The following is a 26,180-nucleotide window of genomic DNA, read 5'->3' as shown; positions in this document are numbered from 1 at the left end:
CCCCCGCCGCTCATCGCGGTACCGGAGCGTTGTTGCAGACCGTCCACGGTGTGTCGGCCGCCCAGGACGCGGGCCCGTACGCGTCCTTGCCGTGCTGTTCGAGGAGCGGAGCCGGGACCAGCCGGGTGTAGTCGCCGCCGCGGCCCATCACCGTCGTCTGGTCGGTCGGTTTGTAGTGGTCCATCGGGTGTCCCGTCGCCCCGAAGTCGCCGAACATCCGGCGTAGGCGCGGCGAGAGGTCGTCGAGCACGGTGGGAGGTTGCGCGTGGTAGTCGTGCGGCCGGTGCCACAGGTGCCCGAAGCGCAGGATGAAGCTCTTACGCGGCGCGTGGACGTTGCAGTCGACGGCGTGCCACAGCGAGTACGGGAACAGCAGCACGTCACCGGGTTTCGCGCGTACGGTCACCGCCCCGGGGACGCCTCCCGCGCGCTGCTGCCTGTTCAGCTCCTCAATGTCGGTGGCGGTGGGGGCGGGCCCTGTGTGGCTGCCCGGGATCAACAGGAAGTTCCCGGAACGGGGCTCGGACACCTCGGTGAGGAAGATCTGCGCCTTGGCCTGCAGACTGCGTCCCGAGTGGTCGATGTTCACGTCGTGCATCGCGGAGCCACCGTCGACGTGCCAGGGCTCGTGGGGCGCCTGGTCGATGTCACGGTAGAAGACTTCCGTGCCCAGCACGTGCAGCCCCTCGCCGAGCAGCGAGACCATCGGCCCGACCAGCCGTGGGTGGTCGAGGAAGTACGCCAGCGCGCGTTGCTGGGCTATCGCGTTGCGCACCCGCACCAGATCTTTCCTGCTGCCCTCGTCGAAGTAGCTGGCGTGGTAAGGCACCGGATCCTCGCCGTCGACGATCAGGGCATCCACGGCCCGGTCGACGATCTCCCGCCCGAGGTCGATCTCCGCCTCGTTGAACAGCCCGCGCAGATGGAGGTACCCCTGGGTCGCGTACTGCGAGAGTTCCTCGTTGCTGAGCCCACGCCAGTCATGTTCGATGTTGGCCATCATGTACTCCGTTCCGAATCTCTGCCGTCAGGAGTTTCTTCACCATGAAGCGATGTACCGGAGCTTGAATCCCGAGCGCGTCGACTGGAGCCGGTCCTGGCGGCTCCGGCGCGCTGAGTGCAAGAGGCAGGAGCGGGCATCTAAACATCCCGCTTCATCTTCCTTGAACAGCGAGCTAATCACCGAGATCGGAGCGAGTCAACGTCCTGATAGCCGGGTTGAATCCGCTATGTCCGTTGTTTTGATCAGGTCTATGGGGTCCAGGTTCGGAAGCGGCAATCGGGTAAGCCGCCCATGGTCCGTCAATTGCGGACGTTCGCGTTTGACGGAAGCTTTGATTCCGATTTTCCGGCGCTGGTTGGGGGCGACACATCCCCACCGCGGGATCGAAAGTTCGAAGCCCGCGTAAGGCGCGACATCGCTAACCCGTGCCCATGGGACCGGCGTTCATCCGAACCCGCGCTGTATCGGACTGTTCCCTGCATTCCGTGGGTTCTCGGCGCGGAAGCGGCAACCCGCCCCGGCTCTGATGCCCTTGCCGTACGTCCGGCTGCCAGCTAGCTTATGTGGGTCTGCGACCTCAACGGGACGACTGAGTGGTGAGTAATTCCTCGCGCACACATGGCGCGCTGTGGTACTGCTAGGGATCGAGCGAATGGATGCTGAACTGACATGAAAGCATTTCCATGGCTATGACGGATACAGCTGGAGCCGGCCGAGGATTCTATGTAGGAATCCTAGGGCTGGACGGAGCTGGTAAGACCACTGTCGCTCACGGCTTGACCGCACGGCTGGCCGACCAGGGATACAAGTCCGAGTTTCTGAGATGGCGGGATATCGCCGCCCAGGTGGACCGGGTCGAATTCCCTCACATCACTCTGCGACAGCTCCTCGTGGAGACATGGCGGTCGCGCTACGGTGGCGCCGAGGATGCGTCCTCGCTCCGTGTGCAACACGGTCCGCCTCTCTACGAGGATTTCACGCGCGCCAAACTCGAACAGGACGGCACTGTTTCCCCGGTTGGCGTCCACCGCTCCGGCATGGCGACATCCGCGATGCTTGAATTCGTGGCCGACATGCTGATCCAAGCGGAGTTCATCAACGAGAGTGCGTCCAGCGGCAGGATCGTCGTCACGGAGAGCTTCGGCTACAAGAACGTGATGAAGGTGCTGCGCGTGGCCGGAGAGGTCCCGCACGACGACCTCTCCGGCGAGATCATTGCCAGGATGCGCGACTTCATCACCGACTGCTACTCCACCCGGTATATGCAGCCCGACATCGGAATCTTCCTGCGCGTCACGCCGGAGGAGTGCTATCGGCGCATCACAGCGCGGCGTGGCGGCGTCGGGCCGGTGGAGGACATGGGCTTCGCCGGCCGGGCGGGCCGGACGTCCTTCATGGAACTGCAGAGCGCTCTGCTGGCGGAGTACGAACGGATGGCCACCCAATGGGGCTGGCACATCGTCGACGGAGACGGCGCCACCGCCGAAGAGGTCCTCGACGCCGTCAACGAAATCGTGGTTGCCGATGTCGCGTCGGCGTGGCAGGCGGCCGGGCCCCTTCAGGGGACTGCGTAGTTCTGCGCCGGCCCGCGCGCGGTCGCGGTCGCGTGACAGCGCCACCGGGTGCGAGTGCGTCGGGCCCGGCGTCAACCGGCGAGAAGGCGCGACCACTGTCAATTCGTACGCGGTGCGAAGGGCGGATACATCGATGATCAGCACGGGGGTGCCTTCTTCCGCAGCGGACTCCCTGGAACAGATCCCCCCGGGGGTGCGCGAGGAACTCAAGCTGCGGCGGGCGCTCACACTCGGCGGCGGCGGTACTCCTGCGCACGTGTACCTGTGCGAGGACGAGGACGCGAAGGCGGTCGTGGTCAAGGTCCTGCGCGCCGGAGCCGGTGTGGTGGATGGCCACGACTTGGGCTCCTTCCTCCGGAAGCCCGCACAGATCTCCCGGATTCACAGGGAACTGCCGTACCTCTCGCCCTACTACGTGCCGCTCGTCGGCCAGTGGCGGGGGCCGGGCTGGGGAGCGTACGCGATGCCCCGGATCGACGGGGTCTCTCCCACCATGCTGCTGCACGACGGGGATCAGGGCAGGCGACGGTTCCTGGCCACGCTGCGGTCGGTGTTCGCGGTGCTCGGCACCCATGGCTACGCGGCCGACGTGGTGCCAGCCCCGCCGGGCCACGGTTTCGGCACCCACATGGACCGTCTCTCTCGCCGATTGCCACTGCTCCAGCAGCACTTGGGGCCGCTGGTGGGAGATACGGAGCTGCGGGTGAACGGGCGCCGGGTTCCGTCCGTCCGCGAGCTGCTCCGCCGGGTCGCTTCTCGGCCGGACGTGCTCGCCGCGATCGAGCCGGCGCGGCTGTACTACCCGGTGCATGGCGACCTGAACTTGGGCAACCTCATCATCCGCACGGAGGAGGGGCCCGGCAGCGGCGTCGACCCGATACCCGGCCCGCGGTTCACCGTGCTGGATCCGCGCGGTATCGAGGAATACTGGGATCCGGTGTACGACGCCGCGAAGGCGCTGTTCAGTCTGACCCTGTTCGATGCCGCGATCGGCGGTGGATTCGAGATCAGCCAGGACAGCTCCCTCAGCCACGAGATTCGGCTGCGTCGCCCGCTCCCGGCGTACGGCAGCGCCGCGGTGGACTTGCCCGCCATGCTGATGACTGTGGAGTTCTTCCGTGAACTCAGCCGTAGCGACCCGCTGTGGCCCCGAAGGCTCCTCTACACGCACACTTTCCACGTCCTGTCGGAGGCGGCCTGCCGGCTTTCCGACAGGACGGACCGCGAGTTTCCCGGGGCCTCCGGATGGGCCGCTCGCCGCGAACTCGCCCTGGGCCTCTACCTCAGCGGGCTACTGCTGCTCGACAACCTGTTGTCCGGTCCCGACGATCCCGAGAGCGACCCCGCGGCGCATCTGGACTGCTTGGCAACGATCAACGGGTGGGCCACGGCCTCCTCATCCCCGCAGTGACCGCTCTGTCCGGTCGCCAGGACTCCCTTCGAGGCCGGTCTCCGTCGCAAATCCCGTTCGCCCCGCTTTCGTAAGAGCTGATACCGCTCGAAGGATGTTCGAGCATGACGATATGAGGTGTTCTGTGGAGCTCACTGGCAACCGTCTCATGGAGCGGCGTCTCTCGGACTTCTTCCAAGAGGGTGCGGAGAGCGGGCCAGAGGCACTCTTCGCGGACTCGGCCGCGATGGCGGCGGCGGTCGCGGACGGCTCCGATCCGCGCCTGTACTCCGCGGCCCGGGACGTGCTTCCCTCTCGGGTGGCCGAGCAGGGCCCCGCGGGAGCCGGGGGCACCTTATGGTCCGCCGACCTGGTCGTCTACGAGCACGGCACGCTGCCCGGCGGTGAGCCATTCCGCTCGACCGGGCACTGGAACCCCGCCGACCAGCTGGAGATCTTCCAGGTGCTCAGCGGGCGTGTGCTCATGCTGAGCAGCATGGCCGACGAGTCCGGCGACGAGGCGTTCGTGGGCTTCCAGGTGTGCCGGTCCGGGGAGTTGGCGGTGGTGCCGTTCGGCGCCTGGCACCTGACGTACGTGCTCGACGGTCCGGCCATGGTGTTCAACATGTACTCGGGCCCCGCCGACGACGGGACGGGCGCCGACGCCGCACACAGTGCGCCCTCGAAGTACCGCTCGCGGCGTGGACCGGCTGAGATCACGGCCAGGCGGTCGGGTACCGGGTTCGACATCGCCCTCTCGGCGAAATGGCGTGAGGCGTGCGGTGACCCGGTGGAGGTGTCGTGCCCGGCGTGGCTCCAGGCGCTGATGCCGCCGAGCGGGATGCTCACCGACCTGCACGTGTCCGGGTCGGACGCCGATCTCGATGCCTTGCTGGCCTCGGCGCGGACGTTGTCCGGTGCGCATCCCACGGGGGCAGTGGAGCTGGTGCGATGAGTCCGGTTCGGTGCCGGGGGGCTGGACACGTCGAGACCACAACGTTCCGCTGGGAGGCCGGGTGATCGCCGTGGCAGTCTGCGGCCTCGGACTGATGGGTGGGCCGGTCGCCGTACGGCTGGCGCAAGCCGGGTACGGCGTCAGTGTGTGGGACCGCACTCCGGCCAGGACTGCGCCCTTCATGGAGAGCGGGGTGACGGTGGCACCGTCACCCGCGGCGGCCACGGCGGGTGCCCAGGTGGCCATCGTGCTGGTGAGCGACGCCAACGCCGTGCGGTCGGTGATGAGCGGGCCGGAGGGGATGGTGGCCGGCCGGCCGCGGGTGATCGCGCAGATGTCGACGATCGCACCGCATGAGATCGTCGAGCTGGCCAGGGGGCTGCCGCCGGACGTGCACCTGCTCGACTCGCCGGTGACGGGCAGCGTTCCCCAGGTGGTGACTGGGCAGCTCCGAGTCCTGACCGGTGGTGGCGACGAGGCATGTGCCCTCGCCAGGCCGGTACTTGAGACGCTGGGGACGGTGGTGCCCTGCGGCCCGCTGGGAGCCGCGGCGGCTCTGAAATGCGTCCTGAACGCGTGTGTCTCGCCCATGATGGCTCTGTTGGCCGAAGGACTGGCCCTCGCCGACACATTGGGCCTCGACCCGTACCTGACGCTCGACGAACTCGAGCGCACCCGGGTCGGGCCACTGGTTGTCCGCAAGCGGGCGATGATCGAGGGCGGCGAGTTCCCCGCGGACTCGCGGCTGAGGCTCTTCGCCAAGGACATGGAGATCGCGGAGGCGACGGCCGCCCACCACGGAACGCGGTTGCGCCTGGCGGGGCAGGCGCGGTTGCTGGCCGGGGAGGCGATGGCTGCGGGACTGGGGGACCTGGACTACTCCGTTCTGGCAGGCTTCCTGCGCGGCCAGAAGCCGCCTGGGCCGTCGGCCGACTGAGGTGGTCCCGGGGATACCGCCCCTGGTTCCGTACGCCTCATGATGAGGGGCGCGACAGGACCGGGAGGCCGCAACTCCCCTCCGGGAGCTGGTCAGTAGAGACGCTTGGAGTAGTTCTGCGGGGCGTAGTGGTCCTCCAGCTCCTGCACGGTCTGAGGAGGTGCCTCGACCGCCTTGATCAGCGTGGCGAGCGAGGGAAGCACCTCCGGCTGCCAGCTCTCCGGCTGCCAGAGCCCGGACCGAATCAACGATTTGGGACAGTTGTAGGTGACTTCCTCCACCTCGACCAGCAGTGCGAGTTTCGGTCGGTGCCCGCGGAGCGTCATCGCTTCGAAGAAGGGCGCGTCCCGGAGAACGCGGCCTCGCCCGTTGACGAGCAGCACCGATGTGGAGCCGGGGACCAGGGAGATGATCCCGACGCGTGGATTGCTCAGAATATTGAAGAGGCTGTCGCCACGCTTGTTGCCGGGCCGTTCGGGCAGGGCGATCGTCGTGTCATCGAGGACGTGGAAAAGATGCCCAGCAGGGTCACCCCTCCCGGATGCCGTGCATCTGCCGTGAACATCCGAAGTCGCCAGTACGCAGTACGGCGAGATGGTGAGCCATTGCTTGTCGTATTCGTGCAGCCGAGGGCGTGCCCTGTTCACCGCGCGCTGATTGGGCTCACCAAGCAGCCCGCGCAATTCATCGGCGGAACCGACTTCTGTGTATCCGGTGTGCTGATGGGCTCTCAAGAGAACCTTCTCCCGCGGTGTTTACGAGCGCCGAAGCTGCATGAGGACGAGTCAGCTCTGCAGGGTGCCGTGCTCGGCCGGACCGACCCAGCTCCCGGTATTCGCACGCACCGCCGTCACGACGACGGTGGTGTAGGTCATGGTGAAGCTGCCGCCCATTTTGTCAATTGCCTTCGCCGTGGCTTCCAGTATCTGAGCCATCCTGTCCGGCGAAAGCCCGGCGAGGGCGGTCTGCGTGGGGACCAGGGCGAGCCACTCGTCTCGTGAGTACCTCTGCTCCCAGTCGAGCCGCCACTCCTCGGGTTGGCCGAAAACGCCCGTCTCCCGGATCGCGTCGGCGATCTTGTCGAACATCGGCTGATAGAGATCCATGGCCGATCTCCGACGGCCGGCGGCGTCGAACTCGGAGTCAGGCGCGACTCGCTGGTACGCCTCCGCGGAGCGCGTGGTCCAGGCGGGCAGCGCGCTCCCGCCGACGGCATCGACCAGCTCGTGCGGGGTGTGGGACGAGTGGTGGAACGGTGCGAGCACGCCGCCGGGCCTCAGTACCCGTGCTGCCTTGGCTGCCCCGGCCACCGGGTCCACCCAGTGCCAGGCCGTCCCGGCGACGACCGCGTCGAACACGCGGCCCGCCGAAGCCCAGGTCTCGAACGCCGCGACCTCGACCTCGACACCGGTGCTGTGGGCGTACTCCGCCATCTGCGCATCGGGGTCCACCCCGAGCACGGTGCACCCGGCCGCCTGGAACTGTCGGGCCTCGATGCCGGTGCCGCACCCGACATTGACCACGCTACGTCCAGGCATCGCGGCGACGATTCGAGAAATCATCGGTTCCGGATATGCGGGCCTTGATTGGTCGTAGAGAGCAGCGTCGCCGCTGAAGTACGTGAAGGGTTTTTCCTTCCGTGGAAAAGCAGGCATGCGTGACAGCATGATTGCACTCCGTCCGGCTGTCAATGTTCGAGTGTGCATCGTTCACTGAGTGCATTTCTGGACAAGGGAAATGATGCGGGACGTCGTTGTGGATGAGACCTCGATTCGTCGGCGATGCGAGGCGCCCGGTGAAGCGATTGATTCATCCTTTTCGTCCTGACCATGATGTCGGGCTCACGGAAACTGGTGGAGACTTTCAACACGCTTCCGGTATGTGCGCACTGATGCGAGCACATCGGGGTGTGGCTTCATGGGAGTGATGTCGCCGAGTTTCAGTTCCGGCCCCCTTCATGCCCCACGTCAGCGTTGAGGGGACCATGCCGGTCAGCGCTGGGCCACGGCGGCCGGTGGATCTGTCGCGTCGGTCACCAGGTGGGCTGTTACAGGGCGGACAGCAGGAGCACGTTAGGCACTCGCCACGGTGCCGCGGTCCTCAGCAGGCCGTACCCGATTCCGGCGGCTCCGTCCAGGAGACCGGGCGTCCACGTGCCCCGGGGGGCACCGGTCACCACCCGCCCGACGGCCACCCGTCGGGCGACGCCGGCTGCCGCACCCCGCGCGGCTCGCAGCAGTTCCTCGCTGCCCGTGTGCTCGGCGGTGGTCAGGAGCGCTTCGACCAGACCGAGTGTGCCGTGACAGAGCGAATCGTTGCAGACCCCCTGGACCGCGGCCGCTTCGACGAGGTCCAGCCCGGGGTGCCGCTGGTACCCGACACCGTCGACGAGTCGCTGACTGCCGACTTCGGCCATGACGAGACCGGCGTTCCCGCGGCACCAGGAGGCTGAGGCAAGACGCGCGCCGGCGACGCGTTTGCGCGCCTCGGCCGCCTTGTCCAGCAGTGTCGTGTCGCTCGTCAGGGTCGCGACAGCCGTCAACGCGTGGGCCCTGCCCGCCAGGCCGTGGGCGAATCCGGGGGCGGTGGACTCCTCCATGTCGGCAAGCTTCGCCCCGGCGGCACGGATGACCTCCAGGGCCTGGGCGCGGGGGTCGGCCCTGTGGAGGGCGACGAGGGCCAGTGCCGCCCCGGCCACCCCGGTCATGACGTCCAGGGGCTGCGGTGCGTCGAGGGCCGCGGTGAACGCCGGCACGAGCCGGTGGGCGGAACGGAGGAGTTCGGGGGCATCCCAGATCTCGCCCACCCGGGTCAGGAGGTAGAGAACACCCCCCAGTTCGCCGTATCCCCCGATGTCCAGGCCCGCCAGCTCCTCCGGTTCGGGCATGTCGTCGGGGTCCAGGAGGGCGGCGAGGATGTCCTGGGCCAGTGTGCGGTAGCGGTCCGTACCGGTGAACCGGCCCAGCTCGGCGAGGAAGAGCGCGATGCCGCTGACACCGCGGTAGAGGCCCATACCACCGGCCTCCACGAACCAGTAACGGTCACCCGCCATGCGGAGCGAAGGCCATTCGACCAGTCCTCCCTCGCCATGGATCACCGAGTCGCATATCCGGTCCCCGATGCCTTGGGCGGCGGAGACTGCCAGATCCAGATCCAGATCGAGACCGGGGGACGCGGCCCCGGACGCGGAAGAACCTGGGCGGCACAGGTGACCGCCCTCCTGGCGGGTGGCGAACGAAGTCTCGACGAACCAGATCTGTTCCCGCAGGTCCTCCTCCGAGAAGGACGCGAGGCGATTCCGCACACCGTCCGCGCCACTTCGCGAGAAGAAGTCCCTCTGCAGGACCCCGGAGTGGTCTCTGACATCGGTGCCGTCCGAGGTGGTCTGGAAGGCGGGTATGTCGCCGCACGCGAGCTGCCGCCACTCGCTGTCCTCGATGGCGTTGCCGACGTCGTACCGTGCGAGGCTCCCGAGGTGGGCGTGGCGCTGGTCCGGATCTGTGAGCAGGGCCGGGTTCCAGGACTCGGTGAGTACGGCGCGGTACTGGAAGGTGTCGCGCAGCACCGCCCGCACCGGGACCTGGGAGAACCGCGCCAGCGGCCCGTCGGCCCGCGACAGCGCCGGACGCTGAGCGAGCAGAAGGCGATAACAGTGGGTGAAGCCCGAGATCAGGTCATCAGCCATGTCCTCCGGGGCGTGACTGCGGCCCACGGCGGAGGGGCGGTTGCCGTACTCCCCGACCGAGTGGAACGCCGGGACCGGTTCCATGCGGTCCGTGCCGGGATCGCGGTACTCGGTGCTGGGGTGGGCCCAGAACTCGCCAGGTGCCGCACCACCGGCCAGGCCGCTCATCTCCATGGCCCGAACGCCGTGTTCGTCGGTCCGGATGAGCCGGTGCGGCAGGAGGCCCACCGCCAGCACGGAGTCGCGGAGACGCCGTGCCACCACGTCCTCCGCGTCGTCGAGCCAGCCCGGGTCCGAGGGCTCCGTGTGGAACAGCGCTTCCAAGTCGAAGTAGACGGGGTTGTCACCGACCGCCACCTGGTTCTCGAAGTGCATGTCGTAGCCGCGCAGCAGGTGGAACACGGCGAGGAACGCGCCCTGCCGCCAGTAGAAGCGTCGCAAGGACCCGTCGTCGGCGCACGGAGCCGGCGCGTAGTGCGCCGACCACCCGTGGGTACCGCGGTCGAGGACGCGCGCGGCGCGGAGACGGTGCGTCAGACCCCGGTCGCCGAGCCAGTCGACGAATTCCGCGAACACCGCGTCGCAGGCGAGGGAGCGCGGCTTGTAAACAACCTTGGGTCCCCCATGGAAGGAGACCACGGCCACCGCCTTCCCCTCGTTGTGGGCGTCTCCCGCGCCGAAGTCGACGGCTTCCACATCGGCCGCGGACGCGGCCGTCACCGCCAGCCCTTCGCGGAGGAGGGGCAGGTCGGTCACCAGATTCGTCACGAATTCCAGACGAAAGGCCACCCAGCGGTCGAATTCCGCGACCAGTTCCCTGGCCAGCGCGGGGTATTTCCGCAGCAGGCCGACGGCGGTCTCCGGGTCACGGAGCGAGGTGGTGAAGCGCTCGAAACCTCGGTTTCCCGCATCCTGCGCGTCCGGCTCGCGGTTCCTCCGTGCCGCCTTCAGCTCCTCAACCAACATCGGCTTCACCATGGCCAGGAAGCGGGAGGAAGGAAGCGCGAGAAACGCGTGGGAGTGGTCCAGCAGGCCCAGCCCGGGATTCGACTCACCGAGCCGTCGGCGCAGGTTTCCCTGTGCCGACACGGCGAGCGGGCCGATCCAGCCCAGAAGTTCCCTGTCCTCGTCGGCGACTTCTCCCGGCCATGAGCGGCCCGGGAAACGGTGCCACACATCACGGAGTTCCCCGGTCGCGTCCGTGGCACCTGAGGATGGATGGTCCTGGCTGTGCGTCACAATCTCACTCCGAGATCAATGATTTCGGCAGGGCGGGTGATGGCTCCGCGCACCTCTCTATTCGGGCCGCTATATGAGAGGAAAGAAAGGCCGTACGAGGCATTCGACGCATCCGGCCGGTGACGCCGCACACGTCCAGGGAGCATTCCATCTATACAGCCGCGCACACCGAATGACAAGTGCAGGTCGAGACAGTGACGGGGGTGTTTTATGGCGGCGCGAAGAACGAGGAGCAGCCGACGCACTCCTGGCAATCCGCGCGCGATCCGGACAAATGGAAAGGGTGATTCGGTGAGAGGCGAAACATCTGGTCGAGCCCGCTGCTCCCGTGCTTCACTTCATCGGCCGGTGAACCGGACACCAGCGGTTTCAATGCCGCAGGAGTCTGAGCCGGTACGCCATTACGAGAGGAGGGGATCTGCATGCGTAAGTACACGAAGCCCGCCGCCAAGCCCGTCACCCAGGGCACTGTCCTGCGTGGGACGGTCTGATCATGGCCGCTGGTAAGTGCGCCCCGTCACCGGGGCGCACTTACCGCTCAAATCCGGGAATCGGGTAACGCACCACTGAAGGACGATTCATGTGTGGACTCGCAGGCGTTGCCCGGCTCGACGGACAGGACCTCGGGCCGGAGTTCGATGCCCTTCTGAACGACTTCGCCGACCTGCTGCACCACCGTGGCCCTGACGAGCGCGAGTTGCTGCGAAGCGGTCCGGTGGGTCTTGCCTTCACCAGGCTGTCCTTGGTGGATCCGCAGGACGGCACCCAGCCGCTCGTCAGCGACGACGGCAATCTCGTCCTGATCGCCAACGGTGAGGTGTACAACCACAAGGAGCTCGCCGCCGGCCTTCCGTCGGACGTGCGGTTGAAGACGGGTTCGGACTGCGAGGTCCTGCTCTACCTCTACCGGCAGCACGGCCTGGACTTCCTGCGCGACGTGCGCGGTATGTTCGCGATCGTCCTCTGGGACCGTGCCCGCGGACAACTCGTCCTGGCGCGCGACCGTTTCGGCATCAAGCCGCTGTATTACCACCGCACGGACGAGCGCATCGTCCTGTCGTCCGAGATCAAGGGCCTCTTCGCCGACCCCGCGACGCCCCGCCGGTTCGCATGGGACAAGGCTCTGGCCCTGCCCGCCCTCGCCGCCGCACCCCGGTTCAGCGCGGAACAGATGTGCACCTGGTTCGAGGGCGTGGAAAGCGTGCCGGCGGCCTCGGTGCTCCGCGTGGACCTCCGCGACGGCAGAACGACGGAGCACCGCTACTGGGAACTGCCCACCGAGGCGGACGAGTCGACCAGCGCCGAGGGCTTCATCGAGCGGTACGGAGACCTGCTGGAGGCGTCGATCCGCGACTGCGCGACCGCCGACAGTGAACTGGGGCTCTTCCTGTCCGGAGGGATCGACTCGTCGATCGTCCTGGCCCTGGCCAGGACGCAGGTCGAGGACATCCACACGTTCACCGTCCTCAGCGGTGGCACACACGCCAACGGGGACGCGGAGCACGCCAGTTGGCTGTCCCGTCTGTGGGGGGTCCACAACCATCAGGTGCTCTTCGAACCCGACCTCACGCCCACACCCGAGGAGTGGCGGCGCCTGGTCTGGCTCACCGAGAGCCCCATGGTCGGCCCGGAGGTGTACTACAAGCACGAACTCCATCGGTTCGCCCGCCAAGTGCGGCCGGAGTTGCGCGGCATGCTGCTCGGAGCCGCCAGTGACGAGTTCAACGGCGGCTACTCCGACGGCATGAGCGACGACTGGCCGTCCTTCCTCGCCGGGCTGACCGGGATGAACCGCACCACGCACTTCGACCGGCTGCCCGGCCTCCGGCACTGGTGGGGCGAGGACGAGTCGTTCCTGTCCGACGACGCCCTCGACTCCCTGGGAAGGACCCGGAGCGCCGACGTCTACGCGTCGTACGTGCTGTCCGAGTACCGCAAGATCCAGCAGTACAACGTCTGGCACGAGGACCGGACCGCGGCCGGCAGTGGTGTCGAGGCACGCGTGCCGTTCCTCGATCACCGGATCGTGGAACTCACCTCGTCCATCCCGGAGCACCTGCGTCCCCGACTGCTGTGGGACAAACGGATACTCCGCGACGCCGTGGGATCGCGGCTCCCGCAGCGCATAGCCGAACGGCCCAAGGGCCCCTTCTTCTATGGAAGCGGCACCCACCACGCCTACGGCATGCTGGTGAGGCTGATGAACGGCAACGGGCAGGAACTGGTCGAGCGTGCCCTGGCGGCGCCGGGCGCCGACGCCTACCTGGACGCCGGGGTGATCCGACGGCGGCTGAGCGACTTCGCGGACGGGACGAGCGACTCGCCCTCCGTGGAACTCCTGACACGGATCATCAACATGGGTCTGCTCGCCGAGATGGTGACGTCCGCGCCGCAGCTGGAGTCGATGAACGCGGGCACGGTGCGCTCCGAACTCCGCGTGCAGAGCGATCCGGTGGCCGACACCCAGCAGCTCTTCGAACCGAGGCGGAGCCACGACCTGGACGGAGTACCCGTCTCCGCCAAGGGACTTCTGCTCCTGTCCCACGACAGCGGCGACTGGTACCTCGCGAACGACGGGCAGATCGAGTTCGTACTCGAACCGGACAGCCCGATCGTCCGGGTGCTGCAGCGGATCGACGGGACGGCCACACTCGCCACGGTGCTCAGCGAGGCACGCGTCGAACTCACGGCCGTGGAGGAGGAGCTGGACACACTCGTCGACCAGCGGTTGATCCTCTTCGTCGCGTAACGGGAGCACCCATGTATCTCCAGCGGTTCGAGGAGCAGTTGCTCCGTGGAGAGGCTGCCGAACGGCCACGCGGTCCGGAGTACGTGAGCCGTTTCGAACGCTGGGACGACCTCGCGAGCGTACGCCGCCGCCCCCGTCGGCACTTCGCCGCCGCGGAGCTGGAACTCTACTTCCCGCCCGAGCTGTACCCGGTGGTGCGGCACCCCCTGGTCGCGGCCAAGGGGAGTGCCGTCGTGAAGGGGCTGCTCCTGCAACGGCTGTACGACTACCTGGAGTTCACGACGGAGCTGGAGACCCTCGCGGTCATCCCCGTCGCCACGAAGATCAGCCGGGGCCGTTCGGGTCTTGCCCTCCCCGGGCACATGAGGTCCGACGCGTACAAGATCGTCACGGACGAGGCCTGGCACGCCCAGTTCTCGCATGAGTTCGCCTGCGAGATCGAGGCCGAGACCCGCGTGCCATGGCTGCGGAGAGGGGCTCGCGTTCCCCCCGCGTTCCTGCTGCGACTCGACGAGGTACGCGGCCGGCTGCCGCAGCATCTGAGGGGCGTGGAAGGACTGTTGTTCGCCATCGTGAGCGAGACCCTCATCTCGGGGATGCTGTCCCAGATCCCTCGCGACAGCAGACTGCCGCAGTCCGTGCGCAACATCATCCGTGACCACGCGGAGGACGAAGGCCGCCACCATGTCTACTTCAGGTCCGTGCTCTCCCATCTGTGGCCGGCCCTGGGGCGCTCCGAACGACAGGCCCTCGGCCCGCTGATCCCCGCGGCCGTCTACGCCTTCCTCGAACCCGACTACGCGCAGACGGCGCACCACCTTCGGGACATCGGCCTGACCAGCGAGCAGATCGACCAGGTCGTCGCGGAGAGCTGGCCGAAGCACAGGATCCAGAGCGATGTCGCCGCAGCGGCGTCGCAACTGACCCGCTACCTCGCCGAGGTCGGAGCGCTGGAAAACATGCGTACCCTCGCGGCGTTCGAGGAGTCCGAGCTGCTGGGACCGGGGTACGAGGAGCGCGGCGATGCTTCCAGAGAGCTCACCGGATGACGACAAGCCAAGCCGCCACCCGCGGCACGAACGACTCCCGGACCTTCTGGCGCTTCTGGTTCGCCTCCACCGTCAGTAGCGCCGGATCCAACATGACGTCGGTGGCGCTGCCACTCGTGGCACTCACCAACCTGCATGCCACGACCTCCCAGGTCACGTTGCTGGCCGCCGCGAGCCAGGCCGCCTGGCTGTTCCTCGGGCTGCCGGCCGGGGTCATCGTGCAGAAGGTCCCCCTGCGCGGGCTGCAGGTGACGATGGACCTGGTGCGTATGACGGCCATGGGCTCCGTGCCGGTGGCCTGGTGGCTGGACCGGCTCACGTTCGTGCATCTGCTGCTGACAGCCCTGATCACAAGTCTGGCGACCGTACTCTTCGACGTCGGCAGCTCCACCTTCCTGCCGGCGCTGGTCTCCAAGGACGAACTCACCGCGCGCAACAGCCTGATCTCGGGCACGGACGCGGTCAACTCGACCGGAGCACCGTCTCTGAGCGGGGTGCTCATCAAGGTCGTGGGAGCCGTCGACGTCCTCCTGATCGACAGCGTCAGCTACCTCCTGTCGGCCGCGACGTTGTGGACGCTTCCCGAGCGGAGGCCCAAGGCGCAGCCGCAGGTGCCGGTATGGACGCTCATCCGCGAGGGATGCCTCTTCGTGCTGCGGCATCCCGTGATGAGACCGTGCATGATCTGGGCGGCGTTGAGCAACTTCTGCACCGCGGCCCTGATGGCGCTGACCCCGCTCTACCTGGTGCGGGAGGTGGGAGCGTCGTCCACCGTGGTCGGCCTCGTGATCGCCTCGGACGGAGTCGGGGCCCTGTTCGGTTCGATGGTGGCGGCCAGGCTCGCGGCGCGGATCGGAACAGCGCGCGCCATGATCGTGTCAGCGGTCGCCGGCGGTGTCCTCGCACTGTTGATACCGATGACGACCACGCGGGGCACCATCGGCTTCTTCGTCATCGGCAACGCCGGAGTGGCGATGGCCCTGGTGATCGGCAGCATCATGGCCAGAACGCACCGGCAGGTGGAGTCACCGCCGGATCTCCTCTCCAGGGTCATGGCGACGGTGCGCTTCATCTCGTGGGGCGCACTTCCCCTGGGAGCCCTCCTCAGCGGTGTACTGGCCAACGCGTTCGGCCTGCACACGGCGCTGTGGATGGTGTGCGCCGGATTCCTGTTCGCACCGGTCGTACTCGTCATGAGCACCGTGCGGAAGCTTCGAGATCTGAGCGAGGTGCGGGCCTGACACCGGACTCCTGCATCCCCGTGTAGAAAACGCCGCGAAGGAAGGGAATCCCCCATGGATGAGGTCGTCGCACGGAGCGATGTCCTGCCGCGCCGGGTGCTCGGCATCAGAATCCGCCGGATGAAGGACGATTTCCTGATCGGGGACGAGGACAGGGCACTGCTCCTGGAGGGCATTGCCGCGTTCATCTTCGCTTCGCTGGACGGCCGCCGGAGCACTCTCGAGGTGGCGCGGCTGGTGGCCGAGGAGTACGGGGCCGACGAGGAGCAGGTGTTGGCGGACGTGGTCGAGTTCCTCGGCGAGCTGGTGGACAAGGGGATCGTCGAATGGTGAGGGGCCCCGGCTCGCGCGGGGCCGCTGACGAGTCCGTTCAAGGGCTCAGCAACGGGTCCGGGCGTGCTGTGCGGCGATGGCATCGAGTTCGGACATGTCCAGGAGAAGGGCGTACGGCATGCAGAAGATGACCGAGGAAGACTGGCTGGCCCCGCTGAGGGAGCGTCACCTCATCCCCGACGACACCCAGGCCGCGTTCGTCGTCGGCTCCGCTGCCCGTGGCTGGCACAACCTGCGCAGCGACTACGACATCTACATCGTCTCGAACCCGCTCCACGACGCCGAGACGAGCGGGGCTCTGCCGGTGCCGCTGGAGCCTCCGTTCGTGAGCCTCGAGGTCTTCTACGCGCAGGAGAAACGGTGGGAGGTGAAGTACTGGTGTGACGCCCAGATCGACCAGATGCTGGCCAAGGTCTCGTGGGAGGCGTACGAGCGGGGCACCGTCGCGGGAAACGTCCTGGCGCCCGTCGAGGAACTCACGCTCGCCCGCATCAGACACTGTCTTCCCCTGATCGGCGCCGACTGGGTCGACGAGCGGCGCGGTCGTCTCGCCGGGACGGCGTTCCGTTCGTTCGTCATCGCCCGTTCCCTGGGGGAGGCGGACATGTACGTCGAGGACGCGCTGGGGCAGATGGAGGCAGACGACCTGGAGAGTGCGGTGCTCTCGGCCCGACTGGCCTTCGGCCATGCCGTCGACGCCCTGCTCGAAGGCGAGGGCGAGTTCGGCAGTCACCAGCCCAAATGGCGTGCCAACAGGTTCAAGGCCGCCTCTCCGGCTGTCCTCACCTTCGAGGAGTACTGGGCGGTGGAGACGATGAAGACGTACGAGAGCGGCGACCCTCGTCCCTGGATCAAGGACGTGCTCGCCCTGTGCCAGGACATCGCCATGCGGGTGGACGTCTCCTGACGGTCCGCAGCCGGCGCTGGGATTCCGGACAGAGGCCTTACGGGTCGACGAACAGGGGGATGGCGGAGTGGCACTACGATCTCGCGTTCGGCACGCGGCGTCGTGATCAGGATCGACGTCGACGAGGACACCCTCCGCACCGTGCGGTTGACCTTCAGCCCCCTGTGGGAGACCTTTGGCAGCCTCGGTCTCCTCGCCCGCTACCGGGGTGAGGTACCCGCGCCGTACGCGGACTGGGCGCGAGCGGTACGCCTCAACATGCCGGCAGGGCTGGGGCGGGACCTGTCCGGGGTGCTGCGTGACTCCGGGCTGTCGCGCCTCGTCCCCGGGTTCGTGCCCCTTCCGGACCCTGCGCTGAACACCTTCGCGGCCGAACTGGACCGCTTGCGCCGCACCAGGGGCAACGTGCCGGAAGAGCGGGGCCTCTACTCCTTGCTGAAGCGGTACTGGGACTGTGCGCTCGCTCCCCACTGGAACCGGATCCGCTCCTCGTTGGAGGAGGAGATCCTGCTCCGTGGCCGTACTCTCGCCGTCGAGGGCCCTGAGGCGATGCTCGGCGAGCTGGGTGGCCGGGTGCTCTGGTCCAGGCCCCGGCTCACCGTGCCCTACCACCGGGATCTCGATCTGCGGATCACGAGGTCCCGGCTGCTCCTCGTCCCCACCGCGTTCTCCGGCGGTCTCCGGTTGCTCGTCGAGAACCGCGACGGGGTGGCCATGTCGTATCAGGCGCGGGCCACGGGCCGCCTGCGTGTACTGACGGCCGGAGCCGACGGCGGCGGAACCGAGGACCGGCTCGCGTTGCTGCTGGGAAAGGGGCGCGCACAGGTGGTGCGCACCCTTGAACTACCGATGACGACCACAGCAGTGGCCGCGACGCTGGGGCTTGCGAAGAGCACCGTCTCCCAACATCTCGCGGTGCTGACCGGGAGCGGCGTTGTGTGGAAGCAGCGCATCGGCGGAAGTGTCTTCTACCAACTTGATCAAAGCGGCCTCGCGTTGTTGAGGCAGCTCGGCTGACCTGGCAACCGGCTCGACGTCTCGCGACGTACGGTCTCCGGACGGGTGTTCACGAGGCGTAGCAGCCTGCAGCGTAGGGAGCGTTTTCAAAGTCGCTTCTCATCGGTTGCATGATCGTTTCTGGTAGTCATGAACGACTTGGTGCTCGCTGTGTTGAAGGCACTGCATGACATCCGAGGAACTGATCAGGCAGGGGCTACGGGCCGTGGCAAAGAGCTCGAAGGCTTCATCGCGGTCGATCGACCGACGGAGCGGTCCTGGGCCGGACTCGCCGAGTTCCCCCAGCCGCTCGAACGCGGCGATGGATTCCGGAGCGGCCAAGCCGAAGCCAGCGGCCGGCCTGTGGCAATCAACTCGTCCAAGGTTTCGGGTGGTTGCGGCGCGAGTTGCGTGTTGTGGATCAGCGCTACGGTGTCCACGCTTGTCGGTATTCCGTACAGACGTCCGTTGACGGTCAACGCGGACAGCGCCCGGGCGGGGAAGACGCTCTGATGTTCGGCGGCCAGGGCATTCGGCTCGACCAGATCACGGGAGATCAAATCTCCGATCCAGTCATGCGGGCAGACGACGCGTCGGTCGTGGAAGGGTTTTGGAGTCCGGCCACAAACTGCTGTTGGGGGAGGCCGGCGGTGTCCGCGTCGAAGGCGACTCCGTAGTCGCGTTCGGACTCGATCTGGTAAGTACGGCGCGTGACTACGACCGCGACAGCGGCGAACCCCAGCGCGAACACGGAGCCCAGTGCCGACAGCCGACCCGGCATGTCACCCCACCCGATCGCCATCAACACCCCATGCCAGTGATGCAGGAAACCCCGACTGCCAGTCCCGACAGCACGGACGGAGACCGTCTATGCCCGCGAGCACGCCAACTCGTTGGCCAATCGCGGCGGTTGAGGTTCAAACGACCTCGGCCGCTACGCCGACGTGAGGGGCCGCAAGAGCTACGCCGGCACGGGACCTATGACCCGGGTCTTCGGCAACAACCACACCGTCCAGGCCGACTCGCACCTGACGCGAAGGCCGAAGTCACCTCCATGGCCGTCGAGTTGGTGGCAGGAGTCGACTGGCCTCGCAGAATGAAGACCTTGGCAAGGGAGCAGCGAAGGGTGGTGCGCGAGGCGCCGCTCATGACTGCCACCGGGTCCTCCTCGCCGTCATTCGGGAGTGCCCGTACCGCGGTGGAGGTCAGTGCCGCGCTCCGCCCTATCCCTCAGACCTCAGAGGCGACCACTGCCCGAACTGCCTCGGTCACCTCGGCTGCGGTGCGGCCGCGGCAGTCGACGCGGTGCACGGAGACCTCGGGCCGTGCTCGCGACAGCCAGGCCAGAGCGGTGTCGTAGTGCTGCCGGGCCAGCGACAACAGGTCCGCCGTCTCGTGCAGCTCGCTCCTGCTCGACCGGCTTCTGGTCCGTGCCAGGGCGTCCTCGACGGGCAGGTCGAGCAGCACCACGGCGTTCGGCAGCGGCACGCCGAACGACCGGCTCAAATAGTCCAGTACGTCCTGCAGTGGCCTCGTCGCCTGGTCCAGGAAGTCGGTGCCCAGCGGCCACGGGTCGGCGCTTCCCGTGCGGGCCACGAGCCAGTCGCGTACCGCGCGGGCGTCCCGTGGTTCCTGCCCGCGCCACCAAGCATCGACGTCCGCGCCAGGAGTGTCCTCCCGTTCGGTGCGGGCGAACATCGGCAGATACGCGAGTGGATCGATCAGCGGATGCCGGTCGGAGACCAGGGGCCGGCCGTTCCGCGACGCCTGCCGCTCCGTCGGGCCGTACAGACAGAGTTGCAGGTACAGCACGGCTAGCTTCAGCTGTACCCGGCCCAGGGCGTCCGCCGCGGCCGACGCCCCGGCCAGTGCCCTGGACAGCGCGGCGTAGGGACTGTCCGGGTCGTCGTGGGCCCGTATGGCGTGCACGACGATGACGTCACCCCGCTCGCGCATCCGGCGCAGCACAGTGGTCTTGCCCGAACCGTCGATACCCACGACAGCGGCCCGCATGTCAGTCGTCCTCTCGGGCCTCTTCGAGCTGCCACAGCCGGAACGCCGTCTCCACGACGCCGGGCAGGAAGCCGAACTCGCGCTGGCTGTGCCCGGCGAGGTACAGCGTCAGCCGGGTCGTCAGAAACGTGCGCAGCGCCAGCTGGTAGCCGCGGCGCCAGTCGCATCCGGCCACCAGTGCCGCCGCCTCCGGCGACACCGCGGCCACGGCTTCGGCGTGCGCGGTGAGGGCGTGCTCGACGTCGTCCGCCGTGGCGTCGGGACCGAGGGTGGACGCGAGCAGTTCCACGACGTCGCGCTGTGGCACGTCGACCGTGGCGAGTTCCCAGTCGTACACGGCGACCCGTCCTCCGCGCACCGCGATGTTGCGCGGGTTGAGGTCGTTGTGGACCAGCGTCCGGGGCAGGGCGTGTACGGCGGGGGCCCACTGTCCGGCGTCCTCCACCAGCCCGATCAGCACGTCCGTCCGGGCGGGGCCCAGCAGCTCGGGCTGCTCGTGCGCGGCGTGCCGGACCAGTGCCCCCCACAGCTCGTGCGCCTTGGCCAGGTCTGCCGGCTCCGGCACGCGCTGCAGCCAGCCCTCGGCGAGCAGTTCCCCGTCCCGGCCGAGCCAGTGCCCATGGACCCGGCCGACGCCCCGCAGCACGCTGTCGATCCGGTCACGTGTCCACGGTCGGCCGTCGTCGGACAACCGCTCCATGAGGACGACGTACGCCTCGCGCTCGTCGTCCTCGAGAATCCCGTAGCAGCGCGGCAGGAGCTCCGTCAGAGCGCTCTCCGTGCGCCGGTACACCGCCAGCTCACGGCGGTGCGCGTCGGGAAACCCGGTGACTGCGCCCCAACGCTCCCACGCCCGCGCCGGTTCCGGGCCGCACAGCGACAGCACCATCGCGATTCCGGCGACGATCTCCTCGCCCCGTGGCTTGACCTTGGCGACGAGGTCGACCGCGGTGGTGGACCCGTCGCCGGCGGTCCAGTCGACCCGCAGGGGGTGCAGCCCGCTCAGCCTGCGCCGTTCGGCGAGCGCGCCGAGTTCGCCGGCGATCCCGTCGCCGCGCAGGGGCGGCGACGACACCACCCGGGTGACGTGCAGGCCGGGGTCGCCGAGCCCGCGCGTCAGCACCGGCTGCAGCAGGGCCGCGTCGAGGTCACCGTCCTGCAGCCAGTCCACCCGCCTGGCCCGCCCCAGCCGCTGGTGAGCCTGGGCGAACTGGCCGCTGACCAGCGCCGCCATCGTCGACAGGTCCAGGGCCAGCGCGAACCCGGCGATGATCTCCGCGAACCGGCGGCCGCCGCCCGTGCCCGCGCAGCCGAGCAGGTCGAGCAGGTCGCGCTGGTGCGGCAGCCCGGTGCCCCCGCCGACCGTCCCCACGACCAGGTTGGGCAGCAGGATCGTGGCGACCAGGTCGTCGCCGTCCTGCTCCATCGAGAAGATCGACACACCCGACTCGTGGACGCAGGCCACGTCCTGTCCTGTGGCGACGAACAGGGCAGCGACGATGTTCGCCGCGTTGACGCCGTGGCCCGGCATGCCGATCTGCTGGGCGCCGAGAACCGTGGAGAGGTGGCCCTTGACCATGGCCTCGGGCGTGGTCTTGAGCACCGAGTCCATGGTGGCGCGGCTCAGGCGGCACTCGGCCGTCACCCGGGTTCCGCGACCGGCCAGCATGGAGCCGACGGTCGCCTTCTTGTCACCGCTGAGATTGCCCTCCAGCAGTACGTTCCTGGGCCGCAGCCCCTCATCGGCAGCGAGCGTGTCGGTCAGCCAGCGACAGATCTGCCAGGTCGCCGCCGTCGTCATGTTCTGCCCGGCCGCGTCGGCGGTCTCGAAGACGAACCGCACGTGCAGGTACCGGCCGATCTGGTGAGGTTCGACGTCCACCAGACGGGTGTGCCGGGAGACCAGCCCGACCTGAGCCTCCAGCGCGGGCCGCCGCTCCCGCAACCACTCGGTGAGGCGGTGGGCGGCGGCGATGCCGGCGCACTCGAGCACGGGCGCTCGCGTCATCCGCTGCGACAGCACCATCGTGGTCACCCCGCCGGACGCGGTCACCGCTCGGGCACCCCGGGACGCCGACGCGACCAGGGCGCCCTCGGTGGTCGCCAGCGGGGCCACCACCTCCCCGCGCGCCGCGTCCCCGACGAACAGCAGTGGCCCCGCCAGACCCACCGGCACCTCGACCGAACCGATGAAGTTCTCCACGTTCCCGACCAGGTTGTACGCGTCCAGGCCGGTCCGCTCCAGCGACGTGAGTGCGGCGCCGCTGTGCCCGCGCAGCCACTGAAGCCGCTGTCTGCGGGCGTCCTCGGTGTACTGACCCCGGCCGGGGACCACGTCCGCCGACCCCTGCCCCGCTGCCCGCTCCGGCGTCAAACCGCCACCTCCTGCGCGGTGGCGACGATCCTCGCCCACCTCTCCTCGTCGGGCAGGAAGACACGGTCCTTGATGCGGGGCGGACGCTGCCCGGAGCGTGCGGCGCGCTCCCACTCCCGCAGGAACGCGTCCGGGTGCACGGTGATCACCTCGAGCGGTCCGATCGCCCCGGAGTCTCGGCCGGGGGCGTATCCGGGACACTCCCGCGACAGCCGCCGGTCGAGCGCGGCGGCCAGTGCGGGAACCGGTGGCCCCGCGAAGGCGGCGGCCATCTGGTAGCGGGGGCCGGTCCCCTCGTCCTCGGGGCGCAGGCGGAACGTCGCGTTGCGCAGCTCCGCGCCGGTGTCGTCACAGGCGGCCCGCAGGGCGCGCAGCGCGACGGCCTCGGTCAGCCGCTCCCCGGCCGCGGACCGGGCGACGTCCCGCCCGGCGTATTCGATACGCGGGGTACGGCCCACCCGCCCGACCACCGTCACCACGTCCGTGACGGCGCACCGGTACAGCCCGCCGACGTGGCTGAGCACCAGGTGGTAGTCGCGCCCCTCCTCCACCTCGGTGGCCGACAGCGTTTCACTGCCGGCGGTGACCGGCCGCTCGGCGGGGGCGAACTCGTAGACGCAGCCCGGCAGGTACAGCGGCGCCCCGTGAGGATGCCCGTCGACGGGAACGGCCGCCGGCCCCTCGCAGGACGCGATCGGCGCCGGGAACAGCCGCACCCCCGGCCCGTAGGTCTCCCGCACCCGGGGGAGGTAGGACCGGGCGAGGCCGCTGTTCCACACGAACACGGCGGCCAGGTGCGGCCACAGATGGTAGGGGTGGACCGTGCCGAACGTCTTCGCGTACTCCTCGATCTGCTCGGCACGCTCCGGGTTCGGCGTCGAGTGCCGGTGCCCGCCGAGAGTCCCGGCCCGGATGTCGTCCACCAGCCGTGGCCACATCTGCCGCAGTTGGTACGGCAGCCCGGCCACCATCGCGGGATTGACGCCGATCACCACCCGGATGTCCTGCTCGGCGGCCAGGCGCAGCTTGTAGAAGCTGCGCTCCCAGGGGTCGTCACCGGCCAGCGCCTCCGGGATGCGGCTCCACTCGGCGTTGTTGCCGAGACCCACGGCGGCGTCCTCGCCGAACTTGCGGTAGTCGACTTGGCTGGCGCCGATGTGCGGCCGGCCCTGCTGGGTGCGGGTGATCGGCGAGGTCGGGTCCTGCCAGAGGTTCAGCACACCACCGGGCGAGGCCGGAGCCTGCGGAAGTGTCCGCAGCAGCGGCGCGAAACTCGCGTGGTAGAAGGGCAGGAAAGTCTGCCGCATGTAGGTACGGGTGATGGGGATGTGCTTCTCGCGGCCCGTGCTCCCGCTGGACGAGAAGTAGACGACCGGATCGTCGGTGGTCAGCACCTTCGGCTCGCCGTCCATGGCGCGCTCGATCCACGGCATCATCGCCTCATGGGTGCGGATCGGCACGGCCCGGCGCAGCTCGTCCAGGGTGCGGACCGAGGCCAGCCCGTGCTCATGCCCGAACGACGTGTCCGCGTTGCGCTCCAGCATGTCCCGGAGCAGGTCCTGTTGCACTTCCTCGGGGCGCTCCAGGCACTCCAGGAACCGGCGGTGCTCCGCGAGCACCCGTTCGGCCTGCACGTCAGTGGTCTCCTTCGTTGCGGTCCGACGTCAGCACGCCGAACAGGGCCAGTCGGTCGGGGTCGGAGCCGCTGCCGGCGATCCGGGTCTGGACCGCACCGGCACGGGCGGGGTCGAGGGCGTCGTGGAACTCCGCGGGGTCGAGGAACTGCCGGTGGCCGACCCGGAGGGTGTCACCTGGGCCCACCAGCCCGCGCAGCACGGCCTCCGCGATCAGATGGTGCACATGGACCAGGTAGGCGCCGGTGCTGACGTCGCCGACCGCGACCGACACCTGCGCGGCGTGTCCGGAGGGCGGCCCCGGCACGGTCACGGTCAGGGGTCCGGCCGGCACCTCGACCGGCCGGGGGCCCTGGAAGGAGCGCAGCAGCCGGGACAGCGGCAGCAGCGCCCCGCGTGCGGCCGGGCCGTGCCACGCGAGGTTCCCGTCCGGAGTGACGAGCCGGTGCGGGTGCCGGAGGGCCACGGCCTCCGGCCGGCCCGCCAGGAACACCGTTCTGGTGAAGGTCTGGTACCAGCCTTCCCGCAGGTCGGCCGGGACCCCCATGGCGAACTGCGCGGCGCACCGAACGAACGCCGCGACGTCGAGGTCGGCCACGACCACGGCCACCCCCAGCCCCCCGGGAACCGGTCCGGCGCCCAGCCGCGCACGGACCGCCGCCACCCGGGACAGCGCCGCGTCCCGCAGGGCCGCCGCGTCCGCCGGCGCCCCGGCCGGTAACCCGCTCACGTGTAGATCCTCAGCAGCCGCGGGTCCGCCGGCGGCGGGCCGAGCAGGGACGTCGTCAGCCGGTAGGGGTCGACGAAGCCGTTCGGGTCCCGGGACCGGGAGAGCGCCTCCGGCGGCATGCCCCCGTCGACGTCGGCCGCGGTGCGGGTGAGCAGCCGGGCGGCGCGTCCCACGCATCGGCGCAGCAACTGCATGCGGAACGGCTGCTCGGAGCGGCGGGGCAGCACCCCCGCGAAGTACAGCCGCATCCCCAGCCGGTAGGCGGCCCTGTCGGCCGAACCGGAGACCGCCGACAGGTCGGAGAGCGTAGTCCCGCTCCAGCCGCCGTACCGGCTGGAGCGGACGCTTCCACCGACGGGCACCCTGCTGAACGCGAGCCGTACCGAACGGGCGCCGAACGCGGTCAGCACCCGGTCGAGCAGCAGATAGTCGGCGGCCAGACCGTCGTCGAAGACCAGCAGGAACACCCGGCCCGGGCCGATCGCGGGGATCAGCTCGCGCAGGATGGGCAGCAGGTAGTTGGGATGCCCGTCGCTCCCGACCAGCTGCCGCAGCGGCAGGCCCCAGCGCGTGCCGTCCAGGTGGACGGGACCGCCGAAGCGGCGGTGGTCGATCAACAGGCCCCGCTCCGCCAGCGCTTGCAGCGTCGTGTCCGCCGCCGCTGCCAGCGGACGGTCCTCCCCGAGGCCGAGATCGCCGACACCCAGCAGTTCCAGCTCCGCGCGCCATGAATCCAGCACCCGCCGGCCGGCCGGGTGGATCCACCCGGCCGCGTCGACCCGCTCCAGGTAGGCGCCCACTCCCCGTGGGTCGCTCCTCCCGCCCTCGGAGTGGAAGCGGACGTAACGCTGACCGATCGCGGCCGCCGACTCCAGGTTCCAGTCCGTGTCCGGCTCGACCCGGTCCAAGTAGTGCCAGAACGCGGTCGACTGGGTCGTGAGGGTCGCCATCCGGTTGTTCCACAGCAGCCGAACTCGCCCGACCGACGCGCTCGCCTTGACCAGTATGTCGGTCCACAACAGGCCTTTGACATGCGTCGGCGTCAGCGGTTTCGTCGGCGTGATCGTCACCGGAGCCACCACGAGTTCGTCGAGGAGCACGCGATCGGCCCTTTCTGCATAGGGAATTCGGCGGCAATTCACGAAGCGGCGACGGAAGAGTCGGCGAAGAATGGGACAACCGTAACAATGGTCCAGGGGTGTTCAACTGCCGCTGGTACACGGTTGAACAGACGGCGTTTTTCTGCCCGAATTGCAGAGGGCTTTCCGCATGTTCAACTGCTGCGAGGAAGCAGTTGAACACAACGCCGTTAAATCTGTTGGACATTGATCGGTCAGCCCCGTCACGCCTAGCTTGAGGCCGCACCCTTGC

General features: G+C 68.7%; 21 protein-coding genes. 11 read left to right on the top strand and 10 right to left on the bottom strand.

The features are described 5' to 3' along the window. Positions 1 to 10: 10 nt before the first annotated feature. The gene (locus OG714_RS07880; RefSeq protein ID WP_406119540.1) at positions 11 to 1,000 is read right to left on the bottom strand and encodes a phytanoyl-CoA dioxygenase family protein; all 990 of its coding nucleotides are present in this window, start codon (positions 998 to 1,000) and stop codon (positions 11 to 13) included. A 779-nt stretch (positions 1,001 to 1,779) separates the two neighbouring features. Between OG714_RS07880 and OG714_RS07875 the strand changes: the two genes are divergently transcribed. From OG714_RS07875 to OG714_RS07860, 4 genes are all read left to right on the top strand, one after another. Next, positions 1,780 to 2,577 (top strand): hypothetical protein, encoded by a 798-nt coding sequence (locus OG714_RS07875; RefSeq protein ID WP_393763876.1) that lies wholly within the window; start codon positions 1,780 to 1,782, stop codon positions 2,575 to 2,577. Positions 2,578 to 2,710: 133 nt separating this feature from the next. Further along, positions 2,711 to 3,988 carry a phosphotransferase gene (locus OG714_RS07870; RefSeq protein ID WP_406119538.1) on the top strand — a complete coding sequence of 426 codons (1,278 nt, stop codon included), beginning with the start codon at positions 2,711 to 2,713 and terminating at the stop codon, positions 3,986 to 3,988. A 124-nt stretch (positions 3,989 to 4,112) separates the two neighbouring features. Further along, the gene (locus OG714_RS07865; RefSeq protein ID WP_393763873.1) at positions 4,113 to 4,922 is read left to right on the top strand and encodes a hypothetical protein; all 810 of its coding nucleotides are present in this window, start codon (positions 4,113 to 4,115) and stop codon (positions 4,920 to 4,922) included. 61 nt (positions 4,923 to 4,983) lie between these two features. Beyond that, the gene (locus OG714_RS07860; protein ID WP_406119536.1) at positions 4,984 to 5,859 is read left to right on the top strand and encodes an NAD(P)-dependent oxidoreductase; all 876 of its coding nucleotides are present in this window, start codon (positions 4,984 to 4,986) and stop codon (positions 5,857 to 5,859) included. 92 nt (positions 5,860 to 5,951) lie between these two features. On the opposite strand, the gene OG714_RS07855 is transcribed toward OG714_RS07860, so the two are convergent. From OG714_RS07855 to OG714_RS07845, 3 genes are all read right to left on the bottom strand, one after another. After that, on the bottom strand, positions 5,952 to 6,593 hold the full coding sequence (locus OG714_RS07855; RefSeq protein ID WP_406119535.1) for an MSMEG_1061 family FMN-dependent PPOX-type flavoprotein: 642 nt from the start codon (positions 6,591 to 6,593) through the stop codon (positions 5,952 to 5,954). Positions 6,594 to 6,644: 51 nt separating this feature from the next. Then, the gene (locus OG714_RS07850) at positions 6,645 to 7,526 is read right to left on the bottom strand and encodes a class I SAM-dependent methyltransferase (protein ID WP_406119534.1); all 882 of its coding nucleotides are present in this window, start codon (positions 7,524 to 7,526) and stop codon (positions 6,645 to 6,647) included. 380 nt (positions 7,527 to 7,906) lie between these two features. Then, positions 7,907 to 10,720, bottom strand: a complete 2,814-nt coding sequence (locus OG714_RS07845) for a type 2 lanthipeptide synthetase LanM family protein (protein WP_406119532.1) — start codon at positions 10,718 to 10,720, stop codon at positions 7,907 to 7,909. A 643-nt stretch (positions 10,721 to 11,363) separates the two neighbouring features. Here OG714_RS07845 and asnB point away from each other — a divergent pair. The 7 genes from asnB (at position 11,364) to OG714_RS07810 (ending at position 18,571) form a co-directional block, all read left to right on the top strand. Further along, entirely contained in the window at positions 11,364 to 13,532 is a 2,169-nt protein-coding gene (gene asnB / locus OG714_RS07840; RefSeq protein ID WP_406119531.1) for an asparagine synthase (glutamine-hydrolyzing), read from the top strand. An 11-nt stretch (positions 13,533 to 13,543) separates the two neighbouring features. Continuing rightward, the gene (locus OG714_RS07835; RefSeq protein WP_393763862.1) at positions 13,544 to 14,581 is read left to right on the top strand and encodes a diiron oxygenase; all 1,038 of its coding nucleotides are present in this window, start codon (positions 13,544 to 13,546) and stop codon (positions 14,579 to 14,581) included. Then, a complete protein-coding gene (locus OG714_RS07830) occupies positions 14,578 to 15,822 on the top strand; it encodes an MFS transporter (protein WP_406119529.1) in 1,245 nt (414 codons plus the stop codon). Before OG714_RS07835 ends, OG714_RS07830 begins: the two co-directional genes overlap by 4 nt. Positions 15,823 to 15,876: 54 nt before the next feature. Then, positions 15,877 to 16,155 (top strand): PqqD family protein, encoded by a 279-nt coding sequence (locus OG714_RS07825; protein ID WP_406119528.1) that lies wholly within the window; start codon positions 15,877 to 15,879, stop codon positions 16,153 to 16,155. A 94-nt stretch (positions 16,156 to 16,249) separates the two neighbouring features. Next, positions 16,250 to 17,062: a hypothetical protein gene (locus OG714_RS07820; RefSeq protein WP_393763856.1), complete on the top strand. Its 813-nt coding sequence runs from the start codon at positions 16,250 to 16,252 to the stop codon at positions 17,060 to 17,062. 102 nt (positions 17,063 to 17,164) lie between these two features. Further along, the gene (locus OG714_RS07815; RefSeq protein WP_393763854.1) at positions 17,165 to 18,079 is read left to right on the top strand and encodes an ArsR/SmtB family transcription factor; all 915 of its coding nucleotides are present in this window, start codon (positions 17,165 to 17,167) and stop codon (positions 18,077 to 18,079) included. A 129-nt stretch (positions 18,080 to 18,208) separates the two neighbouring features. Next, on the top strand, positions 18,209 to 18,571 hold the full coding sequence (locus OG714_RS07810) for a hypothetical protein (protein ID WP_406119527.1): 363 nt from the start codon (positions 18,209 to 18,211) through the stop codon (positions 18,569 to 18,571). Positions 18,572 to 18,614: 43 nt separating this feature from the next. On the opposite strand, the gene OG714_RS07805 is transcribed toward OG714_RS07810, so the two are convergent. The 6 genes from OG714_RS07805 to OG714_RS07780 form a co-directional block, all read right to left on the bottom strand. Next, positions 18,615 to 18,860 (bottom strand): hypothetical protein, encoded by a 246-nt coding sequence (locus OG714_RS07805; RefSeq protein ID WP_406119525.1) that lies wholly within the window; start codon positions 18,858 to 18,860, stop codon positions 18,615 to 18,617. 428 nt (positions 18,861 to 19,288) lie between these two features. Then, a complete protein-coding gene (locus tag OG714_RS07800; protein ID WP_406119523.1) occupies positions 19,289 to 20,071 on the bottom strand; it encodes a hypothetical protein in 783 nt (260 codons plus the stop codon). A gap of 1 nt (position 20,072) precedes the next feature. After that, a complete protein-coding gene (locus OG714_RS07795; RefSeq protein WP_406119522.1) occupies positions 20,073 to 22,445 on the bottom strand; it encodes a hypothetical protein in 2,373 nt (790 codons plus the stop codon). After that, positions 22,442 to 24,079 carry a GH3 auxin-responsive promoter family protein gene (locus OG714_RS07790; protein ID WP_406119520.1) on the bottom strand — a complete coding sequence of 546 codons (1,638 nt, stop codon included), beginning with the start codon at positions 24,077 to 24,079 and terminating at the stop codon, positions 22,442 to 22,444. Before OG714_RS07790 ends, OG714_RS07795 begins: the two co-directional genes overlap by 4 nt. Position 24,080: 1 nt before the next feature. Further along, the gene (locus OG714_RS07785) at positions 24,081 to 24,809 is read right to left on the bottom strand and encodes a DUF6182 family protein (protein WP_406119518.1); all 729 of its coding nucleotides are present in this window, start codon (positions 24,807 to 24,809) and stop codon (positions 24,081 to 24,083) included. Then, positions 24,806 to 25,909 (bottom strand): hypothetical protein, encoded by a 1,104-nt coding sequence (locus OG714_RS07780; protein ID WP_406119517.1) that lies wholly within the window; start codon positions 25,907 to 25,909, stop codon positions 24,806 to 24,808. Before OG714_RS07780 ends, OG714_RS07785 begins: the two co-directional genes overlap by 4 nt. Between the last annotated feature and the right edge of the window lie 271 nt (positions 25,910 to 26,180).

It is taken from the genome of Streptomyces sp. NBC_00989 (assembly GCF_045162655.1).
Lineage (GTDB): Bacteria > Actinomycetota > Actinomycetes > Streptomycetales > Streptomycetaceae > Streptomyces.
Note: the sequence above shows the minus strand (reverse complement) of the source record. Positions and strands in the feature narration are given on the sequence as shown.